Here is a 13,143-nt window from a genome sequence, read left to right on the forward strand (position 1 = left end):
TAGGCTCTTTCTAGATACTTTTCATTTTTTAATCAGTTCGATTGTTTTTACTTGACAAAGGGCTTTACATATCAGTCGTTCAGTTTATCTTTTATTACGTCGTTAACTCGTTTTGCCGTACTCCAGTACTGTCTTCAACTCGTTGCCTAGTACTAAAAGCAAACTGAAAGACTATACAAAAAATAAGACTACTGACTTGCATGAAATCAGTAGTCTTTTTCTTATAGTTGTAGAAACTCCAACATTTCTTCCATTGGAATTTGATGGATGGCTGCCTGTCCTAATTGTGGTACGATGACAAGTTTGATTGACTTGCCTCGCGCTTTTTTATCGTGAGTTAGGGCGGCGTATAATTCATCTACATTCCAAGGCTGGTGTGTAGTCGGTAAGCCGAATTTTTCACACATGGCGATAATCTTTTCTGTCATACCAGCTGGCATCAGTCTTTTTTTCTCAGCTGCGCGTGAGATTTGTACCATACCGATGGCAACAGCTTCACCGTGCATGACCTGTCCGTAGCCAGCGGTCGCTTCAATAGCATGTCCAATCGTGTGACCGAAGTTGAGGTAGAGTCTGACACCGTTGTCTAATTCATCTTCGACAACAACCTTGCGTTTGACTTCACAGGAGTGGTAGATGATATAGTCAGCATGCTCCAGAATGCTCTCGACAGAGCCGTCTAATTGGTCTAGGGTTTCCCAGAGCTCCACATCATCTATTAAGCCATATTTGACAACCTCGCCCATTCCTTCAATCAATTCTCGTTTGCCGAGGGTTTTGAGGGTATCAGGGTCGATGAGAACGCCGTCTGGTTGGCAGAAGGTCCCCACCATATTTTTGGCAAATGGGGTGTTCACGCCAGTTTTTCCCCCGATAGAAGAATCGACTTGGGCAGTTAGGCTGGTTGGGATTTGTAGGAAATGGATACCACGCATATAGGTAGAAGCGACAAAACCTGCCAAATCACCAACGACTCCCCCGCCGAGAGCAATGATTCCGTCACTGCGTGTCATGCCATTTTTTACGAGAAATTCGTAGGCTTGATTGACAGTGTCAAGATTTTTTGAGGCTTCGCCTTCTGGAAATGCAAAGACAATGGTTTCAAAGCCAGCGGTTTCCAGACTAGTTTGAACGGTGGTAGCATAAAGGGAACCAACAAGATCATCTGTGATAATGGCGATTTTCTGAGGTTTCCAAAGTTCTTTGACCCATGTACCTGTCTGTGCTAAACTTCCTCTTTGGATAAGGATGTCGTAGGGAGTGTTGGGAAGATTGACGGTCAGTTTCATCAGATTTCCTCTCTATTTGATGTCGTATTTCTGGACTAATTGGTCCCAAATCAAGTCAGTCGGCATTTCTTTTCCAGTCCAGGTTTGGAAGGCTTCAGCCGCTTGGAAAAGGAGCATGCCCAAACCGTTAATAGTAGGGTTGCCTTGTGACTGGGCATGCTTCATTAAAGGTGTTTCGAATGGTTGATAAATCACATCCGCAACCAAAAGATTTTCGGGAAAGCGAATGGTAGACGGAACAGGTTGAGAATACCCATCCATGCCTACACTGGTTCCGTTGACTAGTAAGTCGGAGTTGGTGATATGTTCCTGTAGTAATTGGCTATCTTCAAGCGCTAGGACCTGCATGGGAACTCCAGTTGCTTGAGCAATAGGTGTAAGACTCGCCTGTGTTCTTTCCAAGCTTTGTTGACGGCAGAAAATGGTAATTTCCTTTGCACCATCCAATGTAGCCTGAGCTATGATAGCAGTAGAAGCACCACCACCACCTAGGATGGTTAGTCGCTTGTTCTTAACTTGAAAGTCTTTTAGTCTTTCCAAACTCTTGAAAAATCCAATTCCATCGGTGTTGTGACCGATTAGTAAGCCATCCTGATGAATGACGGTATTGACAGCGCCAATCAAGCGAGCAGAGTCAGTCAGGCTATCGAGATAAGGGATGACAGCCTGCTTATAGGGCATGGACAGGTTGATACCAAACATATCATATCGTTTGATATTTTCAAGCGTTACAGCCAAATCTTCCTCAGGAATTTCCCAAGCGACATAGACACCATTTACACCTGTTTCCTTAAAAGCCAGATTATGAATGAAGGGGGAGATGGAGTGTTTGATTGGCTTTGCAACTACGGCAGCAAGACGAGTGTAACCATCAATGTTCATAGCTTACCTCCAAATTATTTATCGTATAAAAAATTAAGGAAAGAATTAGACGGTTTGATGAATTTCACGAATCAGAGCTTCCGTTTTTTCCCAGCCTAAGCAAGGGTCGGTAATGGATTTGCCGAATACCTCAGGGCTATCTTGACGGCCGTCTTCTAAGTAGGATTCAATCATGAAACCACGGACATATTTGCGAATGGATTCGTTCCAAGCTCGGTTGATGAGGGTTTGACGGACGATACGGATTTGCTCCAGGTAGTTTTTACCAGAATTGTCGTGGTTGGTATCAATTACGATAAATGGATTTTTTAGCCCAAATTGTTCATACTGTTTGATGGTTTTCAAGAGAATATCATAGTAGTAGTTTGGCTCATAACCGCCCTTTTCAGTATTGGCACCACGAAGGATAGCATGAGCTAGAGGGTTGCCATCTGTATCAACTTCTGCATCACGGTAAATAAAGTTCTGTTTGTTTTGTGCGGCGTAGATACCATTGAACATAACGGTCAAATTACCAGAAGTTGGGTTTTTCATACCAGTTGGCATATCGACACCTGATGCAACAAATCTATGTTCTTGGTCTTCAACCGAACGTGCTCCGATAGCATGGTAGGACACCAAGTCTTCCACAAGAGGGTAGTTGGCAGAGTAGAGCATTTCATCAGCAGTTGTGAGTCCGGTCTCAGTAATGACACGGTAATGCAAATTACGAACGGCAGCGATACCGTTAATGAGGTCTGGTAATTTAGAGGTATCTGGCTGATGAACCAGTCCTTTATAGCCTTCCCCATTGGTACGTGGCTTAGCTGTGTAAACCCGCATGACCATGAAGATTTTATCTTTGACTTCCTCTTGAAGCTTAGAGAGACGACGTGCATATTCTAGAACGGCCTCTTCATTATCTGATGAGCAAGGGCCTATAACCAAGAGCAGACGGTCATCTTCGCCTCGGATAATTCTTTTCAGTTCTTCATCGCGCTGATTTTTTGCAGCTAGAAATTCTCCTTCTAACTTGGAAAGTTCCTTTACTTTATCGATGTCTAAACTGGTGCTACGTTTGTGAATTCCCATAATATCTTCCTATCTGTTGTAAATTTCTCGGATGAGTTCTTGTGTTTTTTCCCAGCCTAAGCAAGGGTCTGTGATGGATTTTCCATAGACATCTGGATTGTCTTGGCGACCGTCTTCAATGTAGGATTCAATCATAAATCCGCGAACGTAGTTACGAATGGCTTCGTTCCACTCACGGTTGATTAAGGTTTGACGGACGATACGGATTTGTTCCAAATAATTTTTCCCAGAATTGTCATGGTTGGTATCGATGATGATGAATGGATTTTTCAAACCAAATTGGTCATAGAGGTCAATGGTTTCTAGAAGATTGTCATAGTAATAGTTTGGTAGGTATTTACCATTTTCATTGACTGCGCCACGAAGAATAACGTGAGCAAGTGGGTTGCCAGATGTTTCAACTTCAGTATTGTTGAAGAGGAAGGATTGCTTCTTCTGAGCAGCAAAAAGACCGTTGAACATGACTTTGAGGTTGCCAGATGTTGGATTTTTCAAGCCTGTTGGAACATCGATGCCTGACGCTACAAAACGGTGCTGCTGATTTTCAACCGAACGAGCTCCGATAGCGATGTAGGAAACCAAGTCATCAACCAAAGGCAGATTTTCAGGGTAGAGCATCTCGTCAGCAGTAGTTAAACCTGTTTCCGTAATGACACGATAGTGGAGGTTACGAACTGCTTTGATTCCGTTGATGAGGCTTGGTGCAGCATCTGTATCTGGTTGGTGCATGAGTCCTTTATAACCATCACCATTGGTACGTGGCTTGGCAGTGTAGACCCGCATGACCATGAAAATTTTATCTTTGACCTCTTCTTGGAGCTTGGCCAAGCGGTGAGCATAATCTAAGACAGCCTCTTCATTGTCAGAAGAACATGGTCCAATTACTAGGAGAAGACGATCATCTTCTCCTTTTAAGATGGCTTCAAGTTCACGGTCACGAGCTTGTTTTTTAGTAAGTGTTTCTGGAGAAAGTTTTGAATGTTCTCGTACTTGATTAATATCAATTTTTTCGCTGATTGGTGTAAACAATAGGTCTCCCTCTTTCATTTATAGATTTCTCAATTATACCATTATTTTTAAGAATTTAAAACCAATATTCATGATTTTGTGTAAAATTTACAGTAAATTCTGAATATTTTATATAAAGAAAATTTAAGAAATTTTACTTACAATAGGTTAGCGATTTTTGATTCATACACTTTGGATAAAAATGTAATGGAAATTGATTTTTTGCAAGTCATTGTCATAAAAATCAGAAAATATTTAATAAATATGATAGAATGGAAGTAATACTAGTTTGAGGTAAGGATATGAAATTAAGAAAAAACGTAGAAAAACTACAGGGTGTGATTCGTGTCCCAGGTGATAAATCAATCAGTCATCGTTCTATTATTTTTGGTTCCCTTGCAAAAGGTGTTACCCGTGTCCACGATATTTTGCGTGGAGAAGATGTCTTGTCAACCATGCAGGTCTTTCGTGATTTGGGTGTAAAAATTGAAGACAATGGTGATATTGTTGAAGTCCACGGTGTTGATTTTGATGGTCTTCAAGCACCAAAAAATGATTTGGATATGGGAAATTCTGGAACCTCGATTCGTTTGATTTCAGGCGTTTTGGCTGGTCAAGACTTTGAGGCGACTATGTTTGGTGATGATTCCTTGTCCAAACGTCCCATGGACCGAGTGACTATTCCACTCAGTCAAATGGGAGTAGAGATTTCTGGACAAACTGAACGTGATCTACCTCCGTTGACCATCAAAGGGAATAAGAATTTAAAACCAATTCGCTACCAACTCCCTGTAGCCTCTGCCCAAGTAAAATCAGCTCTGATTTTTGCTGCCTTGCAGGCTGAGGGAGAGTCGGTCATCGTAGAAAAAGAATTGACTCGAAACCATACAGAAGATATGATTGTCCAGTTTGGTGGACAGTTAGAAGTCAATGGCAAGGAAATCCGCATCCAAGGTGGTCAGCAGTTTATTGCCCAAGAGATTACAGTTCCAGGAGATATTTCAAGTGCTGCTTTTTGGTTGGTTGCTGGCTTAATCGTACCAGGTTCAAAAATTGTCCTTGAAAATGTGGGAATCAATGAAACTCGGACTGGTATTCTAGATGTTATTAAAGCTATGGGCGGAAAAATGACTCTTTCAAACATAGATGAACTTGCAAAATCAGCTACCATTACAGTTGAAACGTCGGAATTGAAGGCTACGGAGATTGCAGGCGAATTGATACCTCGTTTGATTGATGAGTTGCCAATTATTACCTTACTAGCGACTCAAGCACATGGAACAACGATTATTCGTGATGCTGAGGAGTTGAAAGTCAAAGAAACGGATCGTATTCAGGTTGTTGCAGATGCTCTAAATAGTATGGGAGCAACTATTGAACCAACAGAAGATGGTATGATTATTCACGGACCAACTGCTTTACATGGTGCTGAAATCAATACATTTGGTGACCACCGTATCGGTATGATGACTGCCATTGCTGCCTTGTTGGCCAAAGATGGAGAAGTTGTATTGGAAAGAGCAGAAGCTATCAATACTAGCTATCCTGCCTTCTTTGAACACTTAAATAGTTTGATGGATTAGGAGAACGTATGCCAATCGTTTTACTTGGATTTATGGGAGTTGGAAAAACAACAACAGCACATTTGTTAAATCTCCCCGTTTACGATATGGACCATATCATTGAAGAACGGATTGGTATGCCTATTGCTGACTATTTCCGTCTTGAAGGAGAGGCTTCGTTTAGACAACTGGAGACAGAGGTACTGAAAGAATTGCTGGACTTACCTAGTAATTGTATCGTGTCAACTGGTGGTGGTGTGATTAAATCTGAAGTAAACAGGGAATTGCTGTTGGCAAATAGGGAGGACAATGTACTTCTTACTGCCTCCTTTGACGTTTCCTATCAGAGAATTCGTAAGGATAGACAGTCGCAAAGACCTCTCTTTTTACAGTACAGTAAGGAAGAGTTTGAAGCCCTCTATCGTGAACGAATGGCACTTTATCAAGGTTTAGCCGATACTGTAATCGATACAGATAAACTGAATCCAGAACAAGTAGCAAGGAAAATTTTATGCAAGTAGCCTATCTAGGACCTCGTGGTTCTTTTACACATCAAGTGGCCCAGCAGGCCTTTCCGACTGCGGATTTGCAGGCTTTTGAGACGATTACAGAGGTTATCAAGGCCTACGAAACGGGGGAAGTTACCTATTCCGTTATTCCAGTAGAGAACTCGATTGAAGGTAGTGTTCATGAAACGATTGACTATCTCTTTCATCAGGCGGAGATTCATGCGGTTGCAGAGATTGTTCAACCGATTGCCCAACAACTGTTAGCCACGAGTGCCGATAAGGCTGTAGAGGTTATCTATTCTCATCCGCAGGCAATTGCTCAGGGGAAGAAATATATTCAGGAACATTTTCCTCAGGCTCGTATTGAAATAACAGCTAGTACAGCCTATGCTGCTCGCTTTGTGGCAGAACACCCTGAACAACCATTCGCGGCAATTGCTCCGCAAGCGGCAGCAGTTGAATATGGACTGGAAGTAATTGCGCAAGACATTCAGGAAATCAGCGAGAATTTTACACGTTTTTGGATTTTGGGGGATAAAGCTCCGTCTATTGCCCTGGAACAAGTAGCTAAAAAAGTCAGTCTTGCACTGACATTGCCAGATAACCTGCCAGGAGCCTTGTATAAGGCCATGTCTGTTTTCTCATGGAGAGGAATCAGTTTAACAAAAATAGAAAGCCGACCCCTGAAAACGGCTTTGGGTGAGTATTTTTTCATACTGGATCTGGACAATCAGTCTGAGGAATTATTAGCCTATTCTCAAAAAGAATTGACTAGTTTAGATATAACCTATAAAGTACTAGGGAATTACCTGGTCTATATGACCAGCTAGGATGAAGACAGATGAATAAAAACAATAATATCCTAACCCATCATGAACAATTGAGGTTAGATTATTTGCAAAAAAATATCCACTACTTAAATGACAAAGAAAGTCGCGAGTTGGATTATCTATTATATAAAAAAGAGTTGAGAGAACGGCATGGAAGTCCAAGGCAATCTCTACGTAGCTTCACACCAACGGCTTATGAAGATGACTTCGAGGAAGATTATTTTGAAGAGGATGATGAGCAAGAGGAATTGTTGCCTCGCTATCCTGAACGTAAATCCAGAAAAACAAGACAAGCCAAACCTCAACGGTTTCAGTCTCCTCGTATCGAGCCCAAAGCGAAAGTACCTAAACCTAAAAAAGCACGTAAAAAGGGTGGTTTCAAGCGCTTTATTGGTTTCGTATTGCTTGCTATAGCGCTAGTGATTGTAGCGATGGGCTATAATTTCTTCAAAGGTATGAATAGCGTGAGTGAGAAGCCAGTAGCTGAGGTCTTCAACGGCGTAGATACATCGAATGGGACAAATATTTTAATTTTGGGAACAGATGGTCGTGTTGGCGAAAGCTCAGGTGAAACTCGAACGGATACCATCATGGTTCTAAATGTGAATAACACGGATAACAAAGTCAAACTTGTTAGCTTTATGCGGGATACCTTGGTGGATATTGAGGGATATGAATATAAACTCAATACTGCCTATACTTTGGGAGAACAGGATAATCAGCAAGGGGCTGAAGAAGTTCGGAAGGTGTTGAAGAATAATTTTGACATTGATATCAAGTACTATGCGATGGTGGATTTTGCAACCTTTGCGACAACGATTGATACACTTTTCCCTGAGGGCGTAACGATTGATGCACGGTTTTCAACTATTAATGGTGAAGTCGTTAGCTCAGTAGAAGTGCCGAATGATTTACAGCTGGAAGAAAATGCTCCTGCTTATCAAACGATTCAGGTCGGTGTACAGCAGATGGATGGTAAGACCTTGCTTAACTACGCGCGCTATCGTTCGGATGATGAAGGTGATTTTGGTCGTACGAGACGTCAACAGGAAGTGTTATCTGCTGTTATGACACAAGCTAAAAATCCAATGAAACTATTCTCTGGCTCCGAAGCTATAGGTAAGGTTGTGGCCATGACTCCGACAACAGTGCCACAAAGCTTTATGTGGCTACAGGGACCAGGCCTTCTATTGGATGCGGCAAATGGTATCGAACGTGTTACAATCCCAGAATATGGAGACTGGATTGACGACTATGATATGTATGGTGGCATGGCTCTTCGTATTGATTTTGAAAAATACCAGCAGCGCTTGGCTGAGTTAGGCCTGCGTTAAGAAATATGGTATACTAGAAGTGACTTCGGTCACTTTTTTAGTGGTCCAAAAATAGAAAGTAGAATTATGTTAAAGAAAAACGATATTGTCGAAGTAGAAGTTGTAGATTTGACACATGAGGGGCAGGGTGTGGCAAAAATTGATGGTTTTGTCTTCTTTGTAGACAATGCTCTCCCAGGCGAGAAAATTTCCATGCGCATCTTAAAACTTAAGAAAAATATTGGTTTTGGTAAGGTGGAGCAATGGCAGAGCTTCTCACCAGACCGTAATCAGGACTTGGATTTGACCTATCTAAGAACAGGTATTGCTGACTTGGGGCATCTCACTTATCCAGCCCAACTAGCTTTTAAGAAAAAACAAGTTGAGAATAGTCTACGTAAGATTGCAGGCATTTCAGAAATAGCAGTAGCAGATACGTTGGGAATGGACAATCCTCTTGCTTATCGTAATAAGGCAGCTGTTCCAGTTCGTCGTGTGAATGGGCAGTTAGAAACAGGATTTTTCCGAAAAAATTCACATGATTTAGTTCCGATTGAGGATTTTTACATTCAACATAAGGAAATTGATGCCTTGGTTCTAGCGACACGTGACCTCCTGAGAAAATTAGACTTGAAGCCTTACGATGAAAAAGAACAGACAGGACTGATCCGAAATATTGTTGTACGTCGTGGTCATTATTCTGGCCAGTTGATGCTAGTTTTAGTTACGACTCGTCCGAAGATTTTCCGTGTTGAAACTCTTATTGAGCGTTTGACGAACCAGTTTCCGAATCTGGTTTCTATCATCCAGAATATCAATGATCAGAATACTAATGCGATTTTTGGACAAGAATTCCGGCTTTTGCATGGCAGTGAGACCATTGTCGACACTATGTTGGGCAATGAATTTGAGATTTCAGCTCCGTCTTTCTATCAAGTCAACACAGAAATGGCTGAAAAACTCTATCAGACTGCCATTGACTTTGCAGAATTGTCGGCAGATGATGTCGTGATTGATGCCTATTCAGGTATTGGGACAATTGGTCTCTCCTTTGCAAAACAAGTCAAGCATGTTTACGGCGTAGAAGTCGTTGAAAAGGCTGTCCTTGATAGTCAGAAGAATGCTGCTCGAAATGGGATTGATAATGTTACCTATGTCTGTGATAGTGCAGAATCCGCTATGCAAAAATGGGTGGCAGATGGAGTCAAACCAACTGTGATTTTTGTCGACCCACCACGGAAAGGTTTGACAGAAAGTTTTATCAAAGCAAGTACTTCTGTAAAACCAGAGAAAATCGTCTATATCTCCTGTAATGTGGCAACGATGGCGCGTGATATTAAACTTTATGAGGAATTGGGGTACGAATTGACGAAGGTACAGCCGACGGATTTATTTCCGAATACGCATCACGTCGAGTGTGTCGCTCTGCTCGTAAAAGCCTAGAAACCTTTGAACGAAAGGGGTAATGAAAGCCTTGATTGCAAGGCTTTTTGTTATGTGGTGGGGAAGTATTAAAGTGAGTAAATTTTTGGAGTGAGTAGAAGTGATAGCTAGAAATTATCCAGTTCTATTTCCATTTACCCTATGGGTACGTGTTTATTTCCATTGACAAGGAGTTTGAGGGAATAGAAACGTACCCACTATCTATCGATAATTACAGCTCGTATTATTTTATAAATCTTTCAAAAACAAATTAGTTAGTGTATGTTGTTTGAAATAATTACTCTATTTCATATTAATTTTTGATACCTATGTTATACTTAGTATAAGTATTGATAAGGAGAATGGATATGCTAATTAGGGATCGTTTACTGGATCAGTCTGAAATGACTGAAATCGAAATTGATGTTGCTAATTATTTCTTAGAAGCTGAATATAAACTGAAGTTCCTAAGTTCCCGTTCAATTGCTAAGGAACTTTTTGTTGCTCCATCTACAATCACTCGATTTTGTCAATGGTTAGGTTTCGAAGGGTATAATGCTTTTAAGGAAGCTTATTTAACAGAAGTTGCATATTTGAATACAAATTTCCAAAATATTGATCCCAACAAACCATTTAATAAACGTGATCAAAACCTAGCCATTGCTTCTAGAATTGCAGGTCTCTATCAAGAAACAGTTCATGATAGTCTTTCTCTTCTAAATCATGATATATTACAGAAAGCAACTCGAATACTAGAAAAATCAAATAATATTCAGTTCGGTGTCGTAGGTGACGCCTATGAGATGGCGGAAACATTCAAAAATCGAATGATTAAGATTGGAAAGCAGGTTACGATTGAACGTCGATTAGACAACCTTTTTTTCACAGCTTTGCAGGCTTCGAATGAAACTTGCTTCGTTCTAATTTCCTACTCTGGCGAGACAGAGTCTATCTTAAAAGTTGCAGAAGTCTTAACACAAAGAAAATTACCGACCATTGTTTTAACATCTTTTGGTGATAACAGTCTTTCACAACTTTTTGATTTGGTTATTCGTATTTCAACTCGAGAAAGTTTAATAGAGAATTTAGGTAATTTCAGTTCTCTAATCTCAATTTCTTTTATTCTGGATAGTTTATATGCTTCATATTTTCAAAGAAATTTTGATAAACATTATGAGAGAAAATTAAACTATTCTAGATTGTTTGAAAAGAAACGGAAATCAAATAATCCTCTATTAAAGGGGAGGATAGAGTAATTTAATTCGCAACAGTGTTGCGGATTTTTTTAATAAATTACAGGAACTTTTGCAACAGCAATGAAAGCGGTTTAATTTGTGTTGTATTATTCTGTAAATGAGGCTACAATTTAAACATCAAATGCAAAGGAGTTGGAGTCATGGCTAAAGATTATACAGCGTTGGCAAAAACAATTATAGAAAAAGTTGGCGGGGAGGATAATGTAAATGCATTAGTTCATTGTGCAACACGATTACGTTTTAACCTTAAGGATGATAACAAGGCAGATACTGCTTACTTAAATAGCACAGATGGAGTTATCAATGTTGTTGAAAGTGGAGGGCAGTATCAAATTGTGATTGGTCCTGAAGTGGCCTCTGTCTATAAAGCGATAAATGAACAGGCTAATTTTAGTTCGAGTGATGAAGTATCTCTTGATGATAATAAAAAAGGTAAAATTGCAAGAATTCTAGATACTGTTGCTGGAATGTTTGTACCAATTGTTCCTGTCATGGCTGGGGCAGGGATGATAAAGGTTATTAATTCCTTGAGTTTAATGTTTGGGTGGTTAACACCTGAAGATTCTACATTCAAGTTTTTAAGTATTTTTGGAGACTCGATTTTTTACTTCTTACCAGTTATTTTGGGTGCCTCAGCAGCAAAAAAATTTAATACAAACCAATATCTAGCTATGGTAGTAGGTGCTTGTTTAATCAGTCCTACATTTGTTGCAATGATATCATCAGCACGAGAAGCAGGAACTGGATTGAATTTCTTAGGCTTACCGATTACTTTAGCGAACTATAGCTCATCAGTAATTCCAATCATTTTGGCAGTTTGGTTCTTATCCTATGTTGAACCAATAGTAGTCAAGTACACCCCTGCTGTATTGCGAATTTTTCTCGCACCTATGGTAACACTTCTAATAGTTTTGCCTACAACGTTTCTTTTCATTGGTCCGATTGGAACGTGGATGGGTGACGGTCTAAATTCTATTGTTTCGTTTTTAAACACTATCGTTCCATGGTTTGTTCCGATGTTGATAGGAGCAACTACACCAGTATTAGTTATGACTGGAATGCATTACGGAATCATTCCAATAGGAATCAATATGTTAGCAACTAAAGGAATTGATACAGTAGCTGGACCTGGGATGATGGTTTCAAACATTGCACAAGGTGGAGCAGCCCTTGCCATTGCATTAAAAACCGATGATAAAGGACTAAAAGGATTGACTTTTTCAACAGGATTCTCAGCAGTATTAGGGATTACAGAGCCAGTTCTATACGGAGTTAGCCTCAAGTACAGACGTCCTCTTTATGCAGCGATGATTGGTGGTGGTATTGCGGGACTATATTTAGGAATTATGGGTGTTGGTCGATTTGCACAAGTACCTCCAGGATTATTATCACTTCCAAGTTATTTTAGTGCAGAATTTCCGAATATTATTATTCATGCTGTAATTGGTTGTGCAATTGCCTTTATTGTTTCTTTCGTAGCATCATTAATGTTTGGTTTGCCAAAGGAAAAAATATCAACTTCAACACCTACAACAACCGTTTCAGATGAGGCCATTGTTGCTGTTGCTAATGGTGTTTTAGTTCCTCTTGAAGAAGTAAATGATGAGGTTTTTGCAAGCAAAGCGATGGGTGATGGCGTAGCTCTCGTACCAAGTTCTGGTGATATTGTCTCCCCTGTTAATGGAATTTTATCTACGGTTTTCCCCACAGGTCATGCTTATGGCATTGTACGTTCGGATGGTGTTGAAGTTCTTGTCCATATCGGCATTAATACAGTAGATTTATCTGGTGTAGGATTTAAATCCTTAGTACAACAGGGCCAAATTGTTAAAGCTGGTCAAAAAATTGCAACTGTAGATTTAGGACTTTTAAAATCTAAGGGCTATGATACCAGTATCATGACCATCATAACAGATGCCAAAGATAAAAATATTGTTCTCAAGACTTCCGGTGATGTTTATGCTGGAGACTTACTGTGATATAAAATTTTAGGAGGGAAAT

General features: G+C 40.2%; 11 protein-coding genes. 7 read left to right on the forward strand and 4 right to left on the reverse strand.

Going from position 1 to position 13,143, the window contains the following annotated elements; translation table 11 throughout:
• Nucleotides 1–221: 221 nt before the first annotated feature.
• Genes aroB through P7J49_RS10575 form a run of 4 tightly spaced genes read right to left on the reverse strand, consistent with a single transcriptional unit; the run spans nucleotide 222 to nucleotide 4,289 of the window.
• Entirely contained in the window at nucleotides 222–1,289 is a 1,068-nt protein-coding gene (gene aroB, locus P7J49_RS10560; RefSeq protein WP_408570646.1) for a 3-dehydroquinate synthase, read from the reverse strand.
• 12 nt (nucleotides 1,290–1,301) lie between these two features.
• Nucleotides 1,302–2,171: a shikimate dehydrogenase gene (locus P7J49_RS10565; protein WP_408570647.1), complete on the reverse strand. Its 870-nt coding sequence runs from the start codon at nucleotides 2,169–2,171 to the stop codon at nucleotides 1,302–1,304.
• Between the two features lie 45 nt (nucleotides 2,172–2,216).
• Complete coding sequence (locus P7J49_RS10570) at nucleotides 2,217–3,242, reverse strand: 3-deoxy-7-phosphoheptulonate synthase (RefSeq protein WP_015646697.1); 1,026 nt, start codon at nucleotides 3,240–3,242, stop codon at nucleotides 2,217–2,219.
• 9 nt (nucleotides 3,243–3,251) lie between these two features.
• The gene (locus tag P7J49_RS10575) at nucleotides 3,252–4,289 is read right to left on the reverse strand and encodes a 3-deoxy-7-phosphoheptulonate synthase (RefSeq protein WP_408570648.1); all 1,038 of its coding nucleotides are present in this window, start codon (nucleotides 4,287–4,289) and stop codon (nucleotides 3,252–3,254) included.
• A gap of 263 nt (nucleotides 4,290–4,552) precedes the next feature.
• Here P7J49_RS10575 and aroA point away from each other — a divergent pair, with 263 nt between their 5' ends.
• The 7 genes from aroA (at nucleotide 4,553) to P7J49_RS10610 (ending at nucleotide 13,121) form a co-directional block, all read left to right on the forward strand.
• Nucleotides 4,553–5,833 (forward strand): 3-phosphoshikimate 1-carboxyvinyltransferase, encoded by a 1,281-nt coding sequence (aroA, locus tag P7J49_RS10580; RefSeq protein ID WP_408570649.1) that lies wholly within the window; start codon nucleotides 4,553–4,555, stop codon nucleotides 5,831–5,833.
• A gap of 8 nt (nucleotides 5,834–5,841) precedes the next feature.
• The gene (locus P7J49_RS10585; protein WP_408570650.1) at nucleotides 5,842–6,333 is read left to right on the forward strand and encodes a shikimate kinase; all 492 of its coding nucleotides are present in this window, start codon (nucleotides 5,842–5,844) and stop codon (nucleotides 6,331–6,333) included.
• The gene (gene pheA, locus P7J49_RS10590; RefSeq protein ID WP_002941297.1) at nucleotides 6,324–7,151 is read left to right on the forward strand and encodes a prephenate dehydratase; all 828 of its coding nucleotides are present in this window, start codon (nucleotides 6,324–6,326) and stop codon (nucleotides 7,149–7,151) included. The genes P7J49_RS10585 and pheA overlap by 10 nt, the downstream gene beginning before the upstream one ends.
• Nucleotides 7,152–7,162: 11 nt before the next feature.
• Nucleotides 7,163–8,485, forward strand: coding sequence for an LCP family protein (locus tag P7J49_RS10595; RefSeq protein ID WP_408570651.1), 1,323 nt, complete (start codon nucleotides 7,163–7,165; stop codon nucleotides 8,483–8,485).
• Between the two features lie 66 nt (nucleotides 8,486–8,551).
• The gene (gene rlmD, locus P7J49_RS10600; protein WP_408570652.1) at nucleotides 8,552–9,907 is read left to right on the forward strand and encodes a 23S rRNA (uracil(1939)-C(5))-methyltransferase RlmD; all 1,356 of its coding nucleotides are present in this window, start codon (nucleotides 8,552–8,554) and stop codon (nucleotides 9,905–9,907) included.
• 347 nt (nucleotides 9,908–10,254) lie between these two features.
• Nucleotides 10,255–11,142, forward strand: a complete 888-nt coding sequence (locus tag P7J49_RS10605) for a MurR/RpiR family transcriptional regulator (RefSeq protein ID WP_408570653.1) — start codon at nucleotides 10,255–10,257, stop codon at nucleotides 11,140–11,142.
• Nucleotides 11,143–11,282: 140 nt separating this feature from the next.
• Complete coding sequence (locus tag P7J49_RS10610; protein WP_408570654.1) at nucleotides 11,283–13,121, forward strand: beta-glucoside-specific PTS transporter subunit IIABC; 1,839 nt, start codon at nucleotides 11,283–11,285, stop codon at nucleotides 13,119–13,121.
• Nucleotides 13,122–13,143: the final 22 nt, after the last annotated feature.

It is taken from the genome of Streptococcus suis (assembly GCF_046032515.1).
GTDB lineage: Bacteria > Bacillota > Bacilli > Lactobacillales > Streptococcaceae > Streptococcus > Streptococcus suis_AL.